Below are 18,219 nucleotides of genomic sequence, written 5' to 3' on the forward strand. Positions count from 1 at the left end.
TCTGCTCTGTGATTCTATTTCTCGTGCGTTGATTGGGATATGGAAGATGAAACAGGCGGGATTTTTTGACGTTGAAGAGCGGCTTGCTCGGCTGAGCGGGCTTGGTGATCAACTCGAAGCCTTTTCCCGGACTGTGGATTTTGAGGTTTTCCGCCCTGATCTGGAGAAGGCTCTGGCCTATTCGGATGGCAGGAAAGGCGGGCGACCACCATTCGATCCGGTGCTGATGTTCAAAATTCTGGTGATCCAGACGTTGAACAATCTGTCCGACGAACGGACGGAGTATCTGATCAACGACCGTCTGTCATTGATGCGCTTTCTGGGATTGGGGCTGTCGGACCGTGTACCTGACGCCAAAGCAATCTGGCTGTTCCGTGAACGCCTGACCCAGGCGGGTGCGATTGAAAGACTGTTCGACCGCTTTGACGCTACTTTGAAGAACGCCGGTTATCTCCCGATGTCAGGCCAGATCCTCGACGCAACATTGGTAGCGGCTCCAAAGCAGCGCAACACGAACGCCGAGAAAGTCGATCTCCGGGCAGGCCGTATTCCCGAAGACTGGCAGGACAAGCCGTCAAAGCTGTCGCACAAGGATCGTCATGCGCGCTGGACGCTGAAGTTCACCAAAGCGAAGCGGCAGGACGATGGAACCATGCCGTCGAGTGATCTCGCTATCCCATTCTTTGGCTACAAATCCCAGGTATCGATAGCGGGACCGGGTTTGATGCCATGGAGAAAGTCGGAGAAGCGCAGGCTTCGGAGACGTGGTTGTGGATCAGACCCGGTTCCCGGCATGCCGGGAACCGGGTCTATACTCTCAGAGCGAACCAGGCCGGTTCGGGGCTGAAGTCCCTGAGAGATCCGCCGATCGTCTCGTCTTTTGTGAAGCATGAACCCGGTCCGGCCGCGCTGACGGGGCAAGAGTAACAAGATTGTGGCGTCTGCTTTGAGTGAAGTTGATCGGCCACGAATGACACACCTGACTGTGACCGTAGCGTTGGTTCCCTCACCAGAAAGGACCGACTATGACATTCCGTACCATTGGTATTGATCTGGCCATTCGCGGAGATCACCTCGCTCAGATCTATGACGATGGCCGCCCTAATGGCCGTGCAATTCGTTTCAGGCACGATCAGCCTTCACTCGCCGCTTTTGTTCAGACAGCCGTGATGGGGCTGAGGGCGGATGACCACATTCAGGCCATCATGGAGCCAACCGGCATGAGCTGGTTTCCTGTTGCCCACCATCTTGCAGATGCTGGCGTCACCGTGGCTCGCGTCAAGGGAAAACGGGTCAAGGCTCTACGCCGTTACCTTTCCGAACACGCCAAAACGGATATGGCTGATGCCCAGATCCTGGCGGCCATACCGTCATTTGGTGGACCACGTCTTGATCCAGTCCACATTCCGGATCCGCAAAGCCACGCTCTTCAACGTCTAACCAAACAGAGAAGCCGCTTTCAGAACGAGATCGCGGATGCCAGGCGGCGCCTGCTTGATCTCATTCGTTGGGCATCCCCCAGGCTTGAAGCAGTCTTGCCCGACTTAGGAACACGGCTCTCTTTGGCCCTGTTGCAGAAATGGTTTCACCCCTCGGATGTTTTGAAGGCGCGTCGTACGACACTCGCCAAATATGTTGCAGCCCATGCAGGAGGGAACCATCCGCGCAGTGGGCCCTTTGTGGAAACGCTGATCACAGGGTTACGTGAAGCGGCGCAATACGCCCAGAACCTTCATGGGGCACACATTGATTTTTCGGAACTGCAATTCGAAATTGCGACGGAAATTGAGAATGTTCTGAAGAAAATTCAAATAGTTGGAGATCTTGAGCAGCATATTGCCGATCTCTACAAACACCTCGACCCACAGGCTCTTCTGCTCAGTATTCCGGGTGTCGGCCGACATCTTGCGCCGACCCTGATTGGTATCTTGCAGAACATTGAACGGTTTCATTCCGAAAAACATTTACGAGGTTTTTGTGGCCTGTTTCCCCGGAGGGCTGATAGTGGTGGTGTGGAGCGAGCGGGCCAGACCCTGACCCAGGGTGGCAATAACCGCATCAAACATGCACTTTATCTTGCTGCTGATACGGCACGAAAAACAGATCCTGAACTGGCAGAACTTTATTGGAGGCTGATGACGGCGAAAGGTCATCATCACAAACAGGCTTTATGTGCCGTTGCCAATCGTATTGTGAACCGGATCTTCAGCGTTCTCAAACGAGGAAAGCCTTATGAAGTGCGCGACAGGGAGGGAAACAGCATCACCCTCTGTGAAGCAAAAGCCATCATTCTGGAGCGCTATACTGTCGGAGAAAACATCAGAGCAGGACGTCGTTCCAATCGGATCGAAAAGAACTCCTGAAACCGGAAAAATTGCTTGCGCTCTCGGTACAAGATCACGTCTCCATCGACCGGAAGTATCGGTTCATCCGGAAATGGAAGACAACAGATGCCGCCGCCAGTGATGGCGCGCGATTGAGAGAGGGACTGCTGGATAAAGCCAATACGGCCTCAAGCGTCTGGGCTGATACAGCGTATCGCTCAAAAGCCAATGAAGACTTCATGGAAAAGCAGGGCTTTGTCTCAAAGGTTCACAGGAAGAAGCCGCATCTCAAACCCATGCCACTCCATATCCAGCAGGCCAATGCAGGAAAGTCCGTGATCCGATCCCGCGTCGAGCATGTCTTTGCTGACCAGAAATCGCAAATGGGTCTGTTCGTCCGAACTGTCGGTATCACCCGGGCCACCATGAGGATCGGCCTGGCCAATATCGTCTATAATATGCGCCGCTTCCTCTTCCTGGAGCGGATCAGCGCGAATGCATAGCAATCCAGCGGGTGGCGGCACTCGATCTGCTCAAAACGCAGATCGAAAACGAACCCAAAAGTAGTCAATCAAATCACCACAAGCCTGAAATCACCAGCCAAGCGTATCAATAAAGGGTTCTTCGATCCTTCCACCTCTGCGGAGGAGAGCATATAGCTGTCGAACTTGCGGTAGTTGGCGGAGCGTTCAACCCAGATGTCGCCGGAGCGCCATTTATTACGCAGGTGCGCCAGAACCCCGGTTTCCCATAACCGGCGATCAGGTTTTCCGCCGCCCGCCCTGACCAGAGTCCGCCATTCCTTGCGGAACGGCATCGGCGCGTCTGGTGGTACATCGCGGCTTCCCGAACGATTCATCTCGCGCAACGTGTTCAACGCCGCGATCGTCGAGGCGCTCCCCCGCCCTGCCTTGAAATCGATTGCCTCAAGGAAAAGCGGCGCGAATTTGCGCAGCCGGCTCCACTGGTCCGCCGCCCGGACGAGCGGACTCTCCGCGGTCAGGTCGGCTATCTGCCGGGCCTGACCGCGTGCGCGAAGCAGCTTGTCCCAGCCCACCGCCGCATCAACTGCGGCAAAGCCTTCCATCCCGATTTCCTGTGCCTCAGCCAAGGCGGCAACGGTCTGGTCAAACAGGCGCATGATATGCCCCACGTCGCGCGTGGTCTCGGCATAGCTCCTTTTCTGCTTGTTGTTCCCGCGCGTGAAGCTGCCACCGATGATGCGATCGGCGATGTCGAGCACAGCGTCGGTCAGTCGTGTTTCCAGGTCCAGAATCATCGCCGCCAGCGTCGCTCGCCGACGAGATGGCGTATAACGTCCGATGAGTTGCACGGACGAGGCACGCCCTTCTCGGATAAGCTGTCGCAACCGATCAGCATGAATAGCGTTCCCGATGGTGACGGGTAGCTCGATAGCGCGCAAGTAGGCCAATCGATCAAGTAGCCCACGCACATTGTCCGGCGTTGGCACAGTAGCGATTTCGCGCAACCAGGCGAGCGACGTCACTCCGGTTTTCGGATCGACGATCAACGTGGCGTCGAGTTTGGCCAGGCTTTCGACAGACACGTACGCGAGCAGTGCGTCGTAAGTGCGTTTCCGAGCGCGGGCGCGCCCCGCAATTCCAGCGCGTTCGATAACCGATTGTGATGGTAGCGTGATGCCATCTGCACGCAGCACTTCCATGATGCCGCTTACAATTGGCAAGCCGCGATCGGTTGACCAGGCGGCTTTCGCTCCAGCCTCAATCAGCAATGGCAAGTCGGCATTGGTCGGACCACGAAGCCCGAGAGCGTCTCCGACTTCGCGGGCATGGACCGACGCGGTCGCGGGTCGCAAGGCGTAGTTGTCGAACGCCCATGCGGGCACATCGATCTGTTCCGCCATAAACGCGACGAGGTGTTCGGGCGCGCTGCCTTCGAGCGTAAATCCAAAACCCGGATGGCGCATCAGCGCGAGTTGCACAGCGAAGCCGAGACGGTTTTCGTCACCCCGTCGCATAACAACCAGTGCGAGGTCTCGCGGCGATAATATATAGTGTCGCGCCAGATCCTCGCGCGTATCGGGCACGCTGAACAGCGCGTGGCGTTCGCTATCGGTCAGGAGATCGCGTCGTGCCATGATAAATCCGTCCACAAATGGGTAAGAAGAACTGTGGACTTAAGGTATTATTGAGACGTAGTCTCTGGACGGGTTTAGGGTCTGCGGTGCGTCTACGCCTCAGACGTCCACAGACCGAGCGGTTGGGAGACGGTGGATGAGCGGCATTCTGGGGTATGCGCGGGTAAGCACCAGTGATCAGGATGTTGCCGGGCAGGCCATGCGGCTCGAACAGGCTGGCGCGATAAAGGTGTTTACCGACGTGCGCTCGGGCAAGTCGATGGACCGCCCAGGCCTTGACGAGTTGCTTGCTTACGCCCGTGCCGGGGATACGTTGGCGGTAGTGCGCCTTGATCGGCTTGGTCGATCGCTTGGCGAGCTGTTGAAAATTGTGACGGAATTGAAAGAGCGTGGTGTCGCCCTGCTCAGCCTGGAAGAAAAAATCGACACCTCGTCGGCGGCGGGCGAACTTGTGTTTCACGTGTTCGGATCGATCGCGCATTTCGAAAGACGATTGATCGCCGAACGGACCAAGGACGGCATCGCCGCCGCGCGCGCCAAGGGAAAATTGCCAGGACGCCGACCACTCGACCCGAAAAAGGCGAACGCTGCGCTCAAGCTTGTAGAAGCGGGGGTATCACCCACCGAAGCCGCACGGCAACTCGGCCTCGGTCGCGCTACAGTCTACCGTGAAATGGCTCTCGCAGGCGTAAGGCGATCCGCTTGAGGGCGGGCTCAGGGTCCATCTTCCCTTAACGCAATTCAGAATATATCCGATGCGATGGCCTCCACAGGCTCCGTCTGCGCGCAACACGGCATGGACGCTCTATGGAGGAAGAGGTGCGCGATATCCTGTGCTCGGCTCTTTCCACTGAAGTGTCCCAAGGCGTAGATGCCGGTCAGGCCATTTATCAGCGTTTTGCCAGGCTGGACGGGGTAGACCTGCCTCCCGTGTCCCGTGAGGCCATCAGGGACATGGATTTCGGGGGGTGATCGTTCTCGACACCAACATCCTCTCCTAACTGATGCGCTCCGGGCCTGACGGGGCGGTGCTGGCGTGGATGTCCCGTCAGTTGGTGATTTCCATTATCTGTCAGGCGTGGAAGCCGTAACCACCAACGCCTATCAGACGACGGCGGCCAATGGTCAGACAGTCGCGCAGAACTCGCCAGCCTATTACGTCGCCAGTACCTCTGCTGCGATGGTGACGGTGTCGACAGGTTTCTGAAGCCAGAGGACGGAAAGCCTGAACAGGATCAGGCTTTCCGTCCGGCACGGGAATATATTTGGTTCGATTGATATTTATGCGCATGGATCAGGAAGACATTGCTTCCGGGCATAAGAACATGCAGGACCGACAACAGGAAAATAGGTTGTCGTTTATATTTTGACTTCACCAGATTCACAGGCAGACCCTTCCGGGTCGTCTGTCTGTGAAATGTCCTGAAAACCTTATGAAAGTTTTGGTACAGCTGTTTTCACAAAGCGTCAGGACAGAATTCTGTTCTAAAAAAGCAGCTTCCACGGATATGAATATTGTATTGTGATGTAATCGTTTGTTTATTTCCGTGTCGTGGTCGTCCGCCTGGGGCTGCCGGAATTGCCGGGACGTGAATCCATATCGAGCCAACGCAGGATCGTGCGCGTGTACTTGTTGGCGGAATCCACCGCGCCGCGCGTGCTGTGGGCAACCGCCGCGCAAAGTGCCTCCATCATTGCCAGGACGCTTGCATCCGAATTGGCGGCGAACTGGCGCTCTGCCGTGACATACAGGACAAGATCGGTCAGGGCCGCCAGTGGTGAAGCCGGGCTGTCGGTAATCGCCATGACACGCGCGCCCTGTGCCCGCGCGTCCCGTGCGACCGTGATCGTGTCAGCCATATAACGGGGAAAGGCCACCGCAATGACCAGATCCCGGCTGCCATACCGGCGCACCCTGCGCGCAGCAGTAGCCCCGCCGCCCGTAATGCCAACGGAATCAATATTGCCACGGTAGATATCAAGGCCATTGGACAGCATGGCCGCAAGATGACTGCCATTCTCCATGCCAACCACATAAATGCGGTGTGCCGTAAGGATGGCCTGGACGGCATGACTGCAGCCCTCCGCGGACAGTCCGCGTATTGTCGCCTCGATATTGCGTACGTCTTCCTGCAGGGAGGCGGCCATGACTTCCAGCGCGTTCGAACGCCCATTCAGGTTCCTGATCAGGCGGTCAACCGGCACGAAAGCAGATTCAAAACTGCGGATCAGTTCCGCCCGGAATGCCGCATAGCCGGAAAATCCCAGCGCACGCGCCAGCCGGTTGGCGGTTGCGGTCGAAACACCGACATGGGCTGCAATGTCATGAATGCTCAGGCGTGCGGCGTTGATCGGCTCATCCACCACGAAATCGGCAAGATCCCTGAGCGCCTGCGTAAGATCCGGATAGACGCGGGCAATCCGTTCCGCCATGGGGCTGTGTGGTGGCAGGGATGTGGGTGGCTGCATTCGGCAGTATCCTGACTTGGCCTTATCATCATTTCATCCAGCCCCATTCCCTCCCGCAATGGATGGGACATGGCAGGCAGGGCGGACGCATACAGACGGTGAATACGCGCCTAGGGGATGTTTTCTGCAGCGCATTGCGCGTCGTGGCAACTCTCCTTCTTCATGAAACCCGGTTTCCGCACTGTAGTCGTTTTTTCCGCGCGACTTGCAAAATCATGGGGAAACAGGCTCAACCGGCAAAACGGGGTTCGGCCATGCCCGTCACGCCAAGGCCATGCACGGCAAACAGGGCCCCCCGCAGAGGGTGGTCGGCCACCGCGTCGGGCTGCAAGCCATGCGCCATGGATGTGACAAACAGGATGTCCAGTCCTGCCCCGCCAAAGGCAACGCTGGTCACACGCCGCACTGGCATCTGGATGACCCGGTCAATGGTGCCGTCGGGCTGGTAACGCACGATCTGCCCCGCGCCACAATGCGCGCTCCAGACACAGCCTTCGGCATCGACGCAGGCACCATCAAGCCTGCCGGTCCCGTCGCTCGGCAGGGTGACAAAGGGCCGCCCGCGCGACAGGGCGCCTTCAGCCGTGACGTAATCGTACACCATCATTTCGTTCGAATGGGTGTCGGAGAAATAGAAACGGCACCCATCGGGGCTCCAGCATGGCCCGTTACTGACACCAATCCCGCCACGCAGCCGGTGTAATGACAGGTCGGTATCAAGGCGGTACAGTGCGGCAAAACGATTTTCCGCCGCATCGACAACCATGGAGCCGAAGATAAACCGGCCCTGCCGGTCAACCTTGCCGTCATTCAGCGTCAGGTGCGCCCGGTCATGTCCGGGATCCACCACGCGGGTCAGGGCGCCGGTGTGGAAATCCAGCATGAAGACCCCCGTGCGCAATGCGACAACCGCCCCGCCCCCATGACGTAACGCCATTGAACCGATGCTGGCGGGAAAATCCCATGCCCGGATTTCCTGTCCATCGGCTGTCGCGCGAAACAGGCGCCTGCCAAGGCTGTCCACCCAGAAGATGCGCTGCGTATCGGCATCCCATAACGGATTTTCGCCCAGCGTTGTTTTCAGGTCAGCCACAACCGTGATGTGCATCACGTCCCCTTTCCTATCGCCAGCGCCGGGTTACGGCCCGTTCGGCATGCAGGGCCAGAAAGAAACAGCAGACCGACAGCACCATCGCCACAAGGCTGCACCCGAAGGCGCGTTCGGACCGGAATTCGGCTGTTGTAATACGGAACAGCGCACCCAGCCCCCCTGTCTGCATAAGATATTCGGCGGTCAGGCTCGCCAGGATCGCGGTCGGGGCCGCGATACGCAGGGCTGTCATACAGGATGGCACGGATGCTGGCAGTCGAAGCAGCAGCAGCCGTGCCCGCGCGCCAGCCCCGAACACGCTGAAGACATCCAGACTGCCCGCCGGAACCGACCGCAGTCCCGCGTGCATGTATACGAAGGCAGGCAGAAAACAGATGATGGCCACGATGATGATCAGCGTTGTCATGTGATACCCGAACAGGCGCGACAGAACAGGAATGATGGCCACAACCGGGATGGAAGACAGCATCATTGCAAGTGGCGTCAGCAGATATTCCATGACTGCGGAAAACTGGCACAGCAGCGCCAGCATGCCCCCCATCGCCAGTCCCGCCGTAAGGCCCGGAACGGCGACCAGCAGCGTCCCTGCCGCGGCGCGGCCATAAACCAGCGGGTTGGACGCCATATCCATGAGGACAGCCATGGGGTGCGGCATGACGATCTGGTTGACCCCGCTGGCCTGCACCCCGACCTGCCAGGCCAGCAGCAGCAGGCACGGCCCCCACCAGCGCGCAAGGAAACGTTTCATCGGTAATGCCGTCCCACGATACGTTCGACATAGCCAAGCAGGACAAAAATGATGAGTGACAGCCCACAGCACAGAATGACCGTGCTCCACAGCAGGGCGATCTGGAAGTTTTCCATCGCGCTGAGGATCAGCAGCCCAAGACCATGGGCGGAGCCGAACCATTCGCCCAGTATGGTGCCCAGGAAAGCCACTGGCACGGCCTGCCGCAATCCGGTTACCAGTGCCGGCAGGGCGGACGGGACATCAAGCAGCCACAGCCTGCGCAGGGGGGACGCGCCGAATATCTGGAACAGGTCCCTATGCGTTGGCGCGGCCGACTCAATCGCAGTACAGCCTGCGATGTAGGAGACGAAAAAGACCCCGATCGCGGCGATGGCCGTCCCGGCCCAGACAGGGGACAGCACGGCCATGAACAGCGGCCCCAGCGCGATCATGGGTATGGCATGGATAACGCTTGCCAGCCGGTCCAGCCCGGCCCGGGAAAAAGGCAGGAGATGCCCGAACAGCGCGGCTGCAAGCCCCCCTGCCTGCCCGATGCCATATCCCCATGCCGCTGTCGAAAGCGTTGCCAGACTTGCACGGATATAGAGATGCCGGCGGTATGGCACCGTAAGGCTGGCGATGACACTGCTCAGTGGCGGAAAGGTCGGGCCAAGCAGTTTTGCATTCCCGATAACCTGCCACAGGACCAGGATAACCGCGAACCCGACGGCCGCAGTGATGGCTGCGCGGAAGTGGGTGACGTATTTCATGCTGTCGCACCGTGGCGATGTATCGGGGCATGTCCGTGGCGGGATCGCAGGATCGTGTGGCCTGCGCCATCACCCCTGTGTTTCGTTCCCGTGCTACGCTTCCGTGAATACTGGACGGGCATGTCGCACCCTCCCCCTCAGGATATGAACAGTCGGCGGGAAAACGTGGCAATGCGTGGCGTGGCCTGCATTGGAATCATAACTCCCAAGAAACGATGATAGCGACCTGCATCCATCATGTCAGTAACATAATTTACACGTTGACGCTCATTTAGAAAATAAAGTAACATTTTTCCATCAGGAAGAAAATTGCGTGACATGTTTCGGGGCAGGCCGGGACAGCATACGGGGGGCATGGCATGAAATGGCATCGAAGATCGTTCCTCGCCAGCCTTGCCCTGTGCTGTGCTGCGGCACCCGGTTCCACACGGGCAGCCGAAACCCGGTCCCTGCCGGTTGTCAGGCTGAAGCTCGGCTGGATTGCCAATGTCCAGTACGCAGGCGAATGGATTGCCCTTGATCGCGGGTTTTTCCGTGATCAGGGGCTGGATGTCACATGGACAGCGGGCGGCCCCAATGCGCCAGACCCGGCCGTCATGCTGGCGGCGGGACGGGCCGACCTGTCCTACATGTCATGGCTGCCGTTTCTGGATGCGGTCGCACGTGGCAATGACCTTGTGATACTCGGCACCGAAATGCCCCGCAATCCGCTCGGGGTCATTTCACTGCCCGCCCACCCCGTGCGTGTGCCGCGCGACCTGCTTGGCCTGCGCATCCTTGCACAGGGCATTAACGAGACGACGTCAATCAATGCCGTGCTCGCCATTGCGGGCCTGCCCCGGCAATGGACCTTCGTCCCGGCCGGTTTTGCCCCCGATCCGCTGCTTGACGGGCAGGGCGACGCGTTCGTGGGGTTCGATACCAACCAGAAGCTCATGCTTGAAATGATGGGCCTGAAACAGGACAGGGACTTCATTTTCACGAATTTCGCCGATCTGGGATTCGTCACCCCTGCCGCCCTTCTGGTGACGACCCGCGCCTACCTTACGCAGAACCGGCCCCGCGTCGTGGCCTTCCTGCGTGCGTTGATACAGGGGTGGACCTTCAACGAAACCGATCCCGCGGTCGCTGCCCGTCTGGTGGTTGAAAAATATGGCGAGGATTACGGCTTCGACCTTGACCAGCAGATCCTGCAGAACAGGAGCCAGATCCCCTTCACCCATTATCGCGGCATGCCGTCGCGCCCGCTTCTCTCCCTCGATCGGGACATGATGGTCGGGCCGATGTATGCCGCCGCCCGCGCGGCGGGGCGCACGGCCCTGCCCGATATCGACCGGATTGCCGATTTCACGGTTGTTCCCGAAGCCTTTAAAGGAATTTGACATGGCGCTTCCCTCTCAGGCGGATATCGTCATCCATGGATGCGATATCGTAACAATGAACGATGCCGGGGACGTCATTCGTGATGGCGTCATCGTCATAAGCAACGGCCGGCTGGCGCATGTCGGTCCCCGGACCGATATTGGCGACATTGCCGCCACGACCATGATTGACGGACGGGGCCGGATCGCCATGCCCGGCATGATTGATGCGCATGTCCATACCGCGCAGCAGCTGTTGCGCGGCAAGCTGGCTGAGATGAGCCGCCTCGGCCCGCTGCGCAACCCGCCATGGAAAAACTATTATGTTCCGTTCGAGGCCCTTCTCGATCCCGAAGACATCTATCTGAGCGGCCTGCTGGCCTATGCCAACATGATCATGTGCGGCACGACCTGTTTTGCCGAAGCCGGTGGCCCCCACCCTGATGAAATGGCCCGGGCGGCGGTTGAAACCGGCATTCGCGGTTTTGTCGCCCTGACGACATCGGACCTGAACACCAGTTTTGCAGGAAGGGACATGCCGCCATCAATGATGATGACGACGGACGAGGCGCTGGCCAGGAACATCGCCCTGGTTGAACGGTGGCGCGATCACGCCCGGGTCAGGGCCTGGATGTCGCTGCGCCAGATCATCGTGTGCAGTCCCACGCTGATCGCAGGCATGGCGGATGCGGCCCGCGCCCACGGCGTAAAAATCCATACCCATCTGGCTGAAGGCACGTATGAGGTGGATTACGCGCTGGAACAGCACGGCAAGCGCCCCACCGAATACCTGAACGACCTTGGCGCGCTTGGGCCACACCTGCACTGCGCCCATTCGGTCATCCTGTCTGCCGAGGAAGTTGACCTTTACGCCACGCACCGGATGTCTGCCTGCCACTGCGCCTTTGGCAATTACGGGATCGGCGTGCCCCGCCTGCAGGAAATGTGGCGGCGCGGGGTGGATATCGGAATGGGAACCGATGGCGCGGCCTCGGCCTTTACGCTCGACCTCTTTCAGGTCGCCCATGCCGCACGGGTCGGTCAGGCCGCGGCCATTGGCCATGCCTATCACCAGCGTGTTCCCATGTCCGGGGAAGACCTGCTCAGGATCGCGACACGTGGCGGCGCGCGCGCCGTGGGAATGGGGGACGAACTGGGCTGTCTGGAGGTCGGGCGCCGTGCGGACCTGATCCTGGTGGAGACATCCGACCTTGATCACATGGGGTCGATGGACCCGCTTTTCCTTGCAGCGCATTGCGTGGTCGGGCGGGATGTGCGCGATGTCATTATCGACGGCGCGGTGGTGATGCGTGACCGCAGGCTGCTCAACATCGATATTGAGGCCCTGCGCGCAAGGGTGAATGAACGCAGGGCAAGGATCATGGAAAGGTTTGACGCGATGGTCCAGTGCTGATGCAGCGCGTCCCGGCAATCGAGCTGAGCCATGTCTCCAAGACGTTCCAGCTGAATGACGGCCGGAACATTCTGGTGCTGGACGACATTTCCCTTGCCATCCGGGAAGGTGAATTCGTCGCGCTGCTGGGGCCGAGCGGTTGCGGGAAAAGCACGATCCTGCGCCTGATCGCGGCACTGGACACGCCCGGCGCGGGACAGATCCGGGTGGAAGGTGTGGCGCCTGCCGAACTGTCGCGCGCCCATCGTCTGGGTGTCGCTTTTCAGGATGCGGCCCTGCTGCCGTGGCTGTCGATCGCGGCGAACATCAGCCTGCCCTTCCGCCTGGCCGGGCATCCGGTCGATCAGGCACGGGTGGACGACCTGATCCGGCGGGTCGGGCTGGCGGATTTTGCCCATGCACGACCCGGCCAGCTTTCCGGCGGCATGCGCCAGCGCGCGGCCATTGCGCGTGCGCTGGTGCTTTCGCCAGAAGTCCTGCTGCTGGATGAACCCTTTGGCGCGCTGGATGCCGTCACGCGCCGCAGCATGAACCTTGAGCTCATGCGGCTGTGGAGCACGCAGCAGATCACCACCCTGCTGATCACGCATGATGTCGCGGAGGCCCTGTTCCTTGCGGATCGTATCATCGTGCTCAGGCCCCGCCCCGGCCGCATCGCCCACGAGGTTGACGTCCCCTTCCCCCGGCCACGCGACGCCACGATCATGCGCACGGAGCAGTTTCATTCCATGGCGGATACACTGACAAACATGCTTGCCGATGGTTTTGATGAACAGGCATGACCAGCTTCTGACGTGACAGGCAGGCTTTCTGGAACATGGAACGTTTCCGGGTGTTGCCGTTTTTGGGGTCACGGCACGATCTGTTAAAAATTGCACGCTAGGTGTTTAGTCCCGGGATTTGATGGGGTATTAATTTCACGCGGGTGGAAGGAAGCCTTATGGGACAGATACGTCATGGGAGCGCCACGACCACGCACGCCGTGCGAGCGGCAATACAGCGATCGCAGGCTTCGCTCGCGACGCTGAGCAAGGAGTTCGGGATCAACCCGAAAACAGTTGCAAAATGGCGCAAGCGTCAAACGGTTGAGGATCAGAAGACAGGTCCTAAAGAGCCGCGCTCAACGGTCCTGTCCGAGACGGACGAAGCGATGATTGTGGCGTTTCGCCGGCATACTTTACTGCCGCTGGATGACTGCCTTTATGCCCTGCAGGCCAGCATCCCTCATCTGACACGCTCGGCTCTGCATCGCTGCCTTCAGCGCCACGGGATATCCCGGCTTCCGGATATCGAGGGAGACAAGCCCAAACGCCAGCGCTTCAAACGCACTCCCATAGGCTTTTTTCACATCGATATTGCCGAGGTCCAAACTGCTGAAGGCAAGCTGTATCTCTTCGTCGCCATCGATCGGACCAGCAAATTCGCTGTCACACAACTGGTTGAAAAAGCCGATCGGAAGACCGCCTGGGAATTCCTCGAACATCTCCTGAGCATCATTCCTTATCGGATCCATACCATTCTGACCGATAACGGCATCCAGTTCGCTGATCAGCCCCGTAACCGCAATATGGCCTGGTCTCGCCCCATGCGCTTCGACATGATCTGCGAAGCTCACAAGATCGAACATCGTCTGACGAAACCCAATCATCCCTGGACGAACGGTCAGGTTGAGCGGATGAACCGGACAATCAAGGAAGCAACCGTCAAACGCTTCCATTACGATAGTCATGAGCAGTTGAGGACACACCTCAATGACTTCATGGCAGCCTATAATTTCGGGCGAAGGCTCAAGACCCTCAGTGGCCTCACACCTTACGAATATGTCTGCAAAATCTGGACTTCAGAGCCAGAAAAATTCATCATCAATCCAACCCATCAAACCACGGGACTAAACACCTTATGTGTTTCCAGCCTGTTATGATGACCTCATGAACGCCCCTGGCCAGGGGCGTTCATGAGGTGAGATACAGCGCTTAACACCTGGTAGCCTGACCACGTTTTCTAGCAGGCTGATCTCGCCTCTCTTCACCGTCTCGAACAGTTGACGGCGGCCCGCTTTCGGGACCGCGAACATAAGAAAGAGAGAGTGATATGTCTGCGCAAACCGTCATTGGAATAGACGTGTCCCGAGACTGGCTCGATGGCTTTCGCCTGCCAGAAAAGCAGAGATTTCGTTTTCAGAATTCACCTGATGGCCATGCCAGATTACTGGAAACTCTTCAGAGTATGCCGGACGGTCTCAAAATTGGGTTTGAAGCCACCGGTGGACAGGAATGGGCACTCTGGCGTCTTCTCATCAGTATGGGACTCAATGCAGTCCAGTTGCCTCCTGCACAGATCAAAGCTTTCGCACTCTCCATGGGGAAACGCGCGAAAACCGATCAGATCGATGCGGAATTGATTGCGCGCTTTATGGCTTTTCGTCCAGAAGCAGGACGAACACTGCCGGATGTAAAACTCCAGTTTCTGCGGGCACTGACGGTGCGCAGAGCTCAGATGGTGGAGGCACGTAAACGGCTTTCTGCCCAGATTTCGGCGCGCCGCAAACAGGGTGTGAGCGCTGAACTGGAGGACATGGACAGCAGTCTCAAAGCATTTCTCGAAAGCCAGATCAGCGAGCTCGAACAACGGATTGAAAGCGTTATCGCAGAGGCAGAAGAACTCTCCGCGAAAGCAGAACTTCTCCGCTCCATTCCTGGTATCGGCCCGGTATCAGTCTCCATGCTTCTCGCAGAAATGCCAGAACTCGGCCGTATGACGGCGACAGAAGCTGCTGCCATGGCCGGACTTGCACCAATGGCTCACGATAGTGGCGCGATGCGGGGGAAACGTGTCATTTCAGGGGGAAGAAGATCTCTCCGTCACGTCCTGTTCCAAGCAGGATTGGCAGCTGCCTGCCATAATCCTGTTCTGAAAGCTGTCGCCAAACGCATGAAACAGCGGGGCAAGCCACATAAACTGGTGATCGTCGCTATCGCACGGCGTCTCATCACAATCGCCAACGCCGTCCTCAAAACAGGCCTGCCATGGCGCATTAGCTCCGCCGCTTAAACACAGTTGCTAGGATTTTTCTTACCGGGCGAGATAGAGTGCCGGAATCAAGAAAACTATTCCATCGCAGGATGTAATGTTCATTCGACAACTCACCTATCTGATTGCGCTTGACAAATTTCGTCACTACTCACGGGCAGCGGAACATTGTGGCGTCTCCCAACCTGCTTTGTCCATGGCAATTCGCCAGCTTGAAGACGAGCTTGGACTCCCTATTGTACGGCGTAATCGCCGTGTTTTTGGTTTGACGGAGGAAGGCCAACGGGTTCTTGTCTGGGCCAGGCAAACTGTCGCAGCCTTGGACGGTCTGCGACAGGAAGCGTCATTCTCCCAAGCTGTAGCGGGGGGCACGTTGTCTGTGAGTGTCATGCCACCAGCACTACAGATTACACCATTGTTGATTGAGCGTCTGCGCGCGTTTATCCCCTCACTTCGCGTTGAAGTGTCTGTCGCACCGAACGCGAAAATTATTCACGATCTCAAAGAGCGACGCATCCAGATGGGGTTGGTATATCTTGACCAGGTGCCGCAGACCGACGTGTTTGAAACGCATGAACTCTATTCTGAACAGCATTTTTTTATTACGTCTGAAAAGGTTCAGGCTTCGCGTCGAGATGCTTATGACTGGTCCGACGTCGGAAAACAGCCGCTCTGTCTCTTGGGGAAAGAGATGCGGAGTCGTCAGATTGTGGATCAGTGCTTCAAGAACATTGGTGTCGAACCAACGGTTTTTCTGGAAACGAACTCTTTGGAACTCCTTTATGCTGAACTTCTTTCTGGTCGATCAGCGGGAATTCTGCCTCTTGGTGCGCTACCGACCGATCGTTCTCGTCTGAACATCATGCGTATGAAACAATGTCCAGCATTGGGAGTGGGGATTGTACGTCTGGCGCAACCGGTCCAGACGGCTCTTATGATAAAAAGTTGGGAATTGGCTTGTGACTTATGTCTGGGCGACACGCTTGAGTCATAAGCAATACTTATGATGAAATCAAAACAAAGACTTTGATCTTTTTCGTCTCCACGTCTCTGTGCTTTTCCAGATGAAAGGAAAAGTATTACCGTTATGGAAAAAGGAGGAAGTCCTCAGGCCATAAACCGAAAGATCGAGTTGACGTGGCTTCTGACGCCGTCTCTTGCTAATCTGGGTTTTGCAGTTCGTACCTCGGTGGCTGCTATTCTTTCGCTCTTTATTGCAATCTGGTTGCAGCTTGGCAGTCCTCAATGGGCACCTCTGACCGTCTGGGTGGTTGCTACCGCATCACGCGGAGAGTCACTTTCCAAAGCCCGCTGGCGACTGATTGGAACCGGTATTGGCTGCTTCATGGGGGTCGGTCTTATGGCCTGCTTTCCTCAGCAGTCAGGATTGTTTTTCATTTCTCTGGCTTTCTGGATCGGACTCTGTTGTGGAAGTGCGACATTCTTCAATGGGTATCGGCGCTATGGTCTGCTAGTCGTCGGGTTTACGTCCGCAATTGTTGCAACGGGTGCCATTGAAAACCCCGATAATGTTTTTGATGTCGCGATATCACGCGGCACCTACATTGTGTTGGGTAATGTGTGCGAAGCCGTTATGGCGGCTCTGTTTCTGAACAATATTTCCCAAAAAGCACGTGTACGACTTCTGGAAAAACTCTCTGGTCTCACGAACGATATTGAGACCTACATATTGACTGAAGGCTTTTATAAAACCGATCTTGAGGACGAAACCCGTTTTTTGCAGAAGGTGGTGGCATCTGATACCCGAATAGAATTTGATGCTCTTGAAATGGGGCCTGCCGCACGGCGGGCACCAGATCATGCCCGGGCTGTACTCGCACACTTGCTAACCGTTCTGGTAAGTGCGCGAGGGGGCGAAGGACAAAAAAAGCTAGAGCGGAATATCGAGGTCATAAGATCGCATATTCAAGCTATAGAGGTTCCTCGAACGCAGGATCATTTTACGTTTAAAGCCAGACCTCCACGCCATTTAGCTGAAGCCCTTCAAAACGGGATACGTGCTGCTATAGGGATTATTGGAGCATGGCTGTTGTGGGAAGTCACCGCTTGGTCTTCCGGGCCTGCATTTGTATCTTTTGTGGCTCTGATTTACGGCCTTCTTGCAACGCGGGACGTACCGGTTCTTGCGTCTAGCGGTTTTTTTCAGGGCGCAGTCTGGTGTACTGTGGTCGCCGGATTGTATGTATTCCTGATCATTCCGTCAGTGACGGCGCCCGAATATCTCACGGTCCTGCTTATGATTCCTATGATTATTGGTGGATTAGCTGCGCGCACCCCATTTCTTGTGAATCATGCATTCTCCTTCAATATGTTTTTGCCTGTTTTGATTGGTCCCTCTAATTCGGGTCGTTATGACGAGATTTCCTTTCTGAACGGGACGAGCGCGTTTTTGGGCGCCGTTCTGTTTGTATGGATCACTTTCGGCGTAGTGCTTCCATTTCGGGCCGATCAGCGGCTAAAACGTAGGACTTTCCAAATGGAGCGAAGCTTGCGTGCTCTGGGAATATCCAAACCGCGTTTATCTGTGGAACAATGGCTTGCTTCCAATGCGAACAGTATGGTCCGCCTGATTGAGACATCTCAAAATGTGCCGCATAAGGTATTACTGGATTATATAGACAGACACATGCAGATCATGGTTCTGGGTATGTGGATTACTGAATTATGGGCAATTGCGACCACGAAACAGACTCCACAGCCTATCAGAAATCGGCTGCGCGTTGTCTTGCGATCATGGTCTCGTACCGGTGACACTGATCTCACGAAGGCTGCTTTTGTTTTAAGAAACCTCGAAAGAACCTCTCAGGTCTCGGAGGAGCTACTGACTGCCTTGCGTGGCCTCTCGAAGGCGCCTGTAAGGAAATTGAACC

The 18,219-nt window shown here is 57.1% G+C and carries 16 protein-coding genes and 2 pseudogenes; 13 read left to right on the forward strand and 5 right to left on the reverse strand.

Features of this window, described 5'->3' with window-relative positions; genetic code table 11:
• Positions 1 to 46: 46 nt before the first annotated feature.
• The 3 genes and pseudogenes from ABDK75_RS15020 to ABDK75_RS15030 form a co-directional block, all read left to right on the forward strand.
• Positions 47 to 709: pseudogene (locus ABDK75_RS15020) on the forward strand (transposase); the annotation flags it as partial.
• Between the two features lie 316 nt (positions 710 to 1,025).
• A complete protein-coding gene (locus ABDK75_RS15025) occupies positions 1,026 to 2,363 on the forward strand; it encodes an IS110 family transposase (RefSeq protein ID WP_062105607.1) in 1,338 nt (445 codons plus the stop codon).
• A 35-nt stretch (positions 2,364 to 2,398) separates the two neighbouring features.
• Positions 2,399 to 2,827, forward strand: a pseudogene (locus ABDK75_RS15030) (transposase); the annotation flags it as partial.
• 68 nt (positions 2,828 to 2,895) lie between these two features.
• Here the strand turns inward: ABDK75_RS15030 and ABDK75_RS15035 are convergent.
• Positions 2,896 to 4,443 (reverse strand): DUF4158 domain-containing protein, encoded by a 1,548-nt coding sequence (locus ABDK75_RS15035; RefSeq protein ID WP_346006308.1) that lies wholly within the window; start codon positions 4,441 to 4,443, stop codon positions 2,896 to 2,898.
• Between the two features lie 136 nt (positions 4,444 to 4,579).
• On the opposite strand from ABDK75_RS15035, the gene ABDK75_RS15040 reads away from it, so the two are divergent.
• The 3 genes from ABDK75_RS15040 to ABDK75_RS15050 all read left to right on the forward strand — a co-directional run bounded on the left by ABDK75_RS15040 (position 4,580) and on the right by ABDK75_RS15050 (position 5,650).
• Entirely contained in the window at positions 4,580 to 5,149 is a 570-nt protein-coding gene (locus ABDK75_RS15040) for a recombinase family protein (RefSeq protein WP_211504810.1), read from the forward strand.
• A gap of 44 nt (positions 5,150 to 5,193) precedes the next feature.
• Positions 5,194 to 5,415, forward strand: coding sequence for a FitA-like ribbon-helix-helix domain-containing protein (locus tag ABDK75_RS15045; protein ID WP_408874441.1), 222 nt, complete (start codon positions 5,194 to 5,196; stop codon positions 5,413 to 5,415).
• 64 nt (positions 5,416 to 5,479) lie between these two features.
• The gene (locus ABDK75_RS15050; RefSeq protein WP_346006310.1) at positions 5,480 to 5,650 is read left to right on the forward strand and encodes a hypothetical protein; all 171 of its coding nucleotides are present in this window, start codon (positions 5,480 to 5,482) and stop codon (positions 5,648 to 5,650) included.
• Between the two features lie 332 nt (positions 5,651 to 5,982).
• On the opposite strand, the gene ABDK75_RS15055 is transcribed toward ABDK75_RS15050, so the two are convergent.
• The 4 genes from ABDK75_RS15055 to ABDK75_RS15070 form a co-directional block, all read right to left on the reverse strand.
• Positions 5,983 to 6,912: a MurR/RpiR family transcriptional regulator gene (locus tag ABDK75_RS15055; protein WP_052427258.1), complete on the reverse strand. Its 930-nt coding sequence runs from the start codon at positions 6,910 to 6,912 to the stop codon at positions 5,983 to 5,985.
• 229 nt (positions 6,913 to 7,141) lie between these two features.
• Positions 7,142 to 8,020, reverse strand: coding sequence for an SMP-30/gluconolactonase/LRE family protein (locus tag ABDK75_RS15060; protein ID WP_346006316.1), 879 nt, complete (start codon positions 8,018 to 8,020; stop codon positions 7,142 to 7,144).
• Between the two features lie 13 nt (positions 8,021 to 8,033).
• Positions 8,034 to 8,771: an ABC transporter permease gene (locus ABDK75_RS15065; protein ID WP_045543282.1), complete on the reverse strand. Its 738-nt coding sequence runs from the start codon at positions 8,769 to 8,771 to the stop codon at positions 8,034 to 8,036.
• Positions 8,768 to 9,523, reverse strand: coding sequence for an ABC transporter permease (locus ABDK75_RS15070; protein WP_045543281.1), 756 nt, complete (start codon positions 9,521 to 9,523; stop codon positions 8,768 to 8,770). Before ABDK75_RS15070 ends, ABDK75_RS15065 begins: the two co-directional genes overlap by 4 nt.
• A 359-nt stretch (positions 9,524 to 9,882) precedes the next feature.
• Here ABDK75_RS15070 and ABDK75_RS15075 point away from each other — a divergent pair, with 359 nt between their 5' ends.
• The 7 genes from ABDK75_RS15075 to ABDK75_RS15105 form a co-directional block, all read left to right on the forward strand.
• Positions 9,883 to 10,905, forward strand: coding sequence for an ABC transporter substrate-binding protein (locus ABDK75_RS15075; protein WP_346006311.1), 1,023 nt, complete (start codon positions 9,883 to 9,885; stop codon positions 10,903 to 10,905).
• A 1-nt stretch (position 10,906) separates the two neighbouring features.
• Positions 10,907 to 12,298 carry an amidohydrolase gene (locus ABDK75_RS15080; protein WP_346006312.1) on the forward strand — a complete coding sequence of 464 codons (1,392 nt, stop codon included), beginning with the start codon at positions 10,907 to 10,909 and terminating at the stop codon, positions 12,296 to 12,298.
• Positions 12,298 to 13,080, forward strand: coding sequence for an ABC transporter ATP-binding protein (locus ABDK75_RS15085; RefSeq protein ID WP_045543278.1), 783 nt, complete (start codon positions 12,298 to 12,300; stop codon positions 13,078 to 13,080). Before ABDK75_RS15080 ends, ABDK75_RS15085 begins: the two co-directional genes overlap by 1 nt.
• A 158-nt stretch (positions 13,081 to 13,238) precedes the next feature.
• Positions 13,239 to 14,219, forward strand: a complete 981-nt coding sequence (locus tag ABDK75_RS15090; RefSeq protein ID WP_346006313.1) for an IS481 family transposase — start codon at positions 13,239 to 13,241, stop codon at positions 14,217 to 14,219.
• A 170-nt stretch (positions 14,220 to 14,389) separates the two neighbouring features.
• The gene (locus ABDK75_RS15095; RefSeq protein WP_346006194.1) at positions 14,390 to 15,349 is read left to right on the forward strand and encodes an IS110 family transposase; all 960 of its coding nucleotides are present in this window, start codon (positions 14,390 to 14,392) and stop codon (positions 15,347 to 15,349) included.
• A gap of 76 nt (positions 15,350 to 15,425) precedes the next feature.
• A complete protein-coding gene (locus ABDK75_RS15100; RefSeq protein ID WP_346006195.1) occupies positions 15,426 to 16,322 on the forward strand; it encodes a LysR family transcriptional regulator in 897 nt (298 codons plus the stop codon).
• A 93-nt stretch (positions 16,323 to 16,415) separates the two neighbouring features.
• On the forward strand, positions 16,416 to 18,219 hold a 1,804-nt coding region (locus tag ABDK75_RS15105), incomplete at its 3' end, for an FUSC family protein (RefSeq protein WP_346006314.1).

The organism is Gluconobacter sp. OJA (genome assembly GCF_039638325.1).
GTDB classification, from domain to species: domain Bacteria; phylum Pseudomonadota; class Alphaproteobacteria; order Acetobacterales; family Acetobacteraceae; genus Gluconobacter; species Gluconobacter cerinus.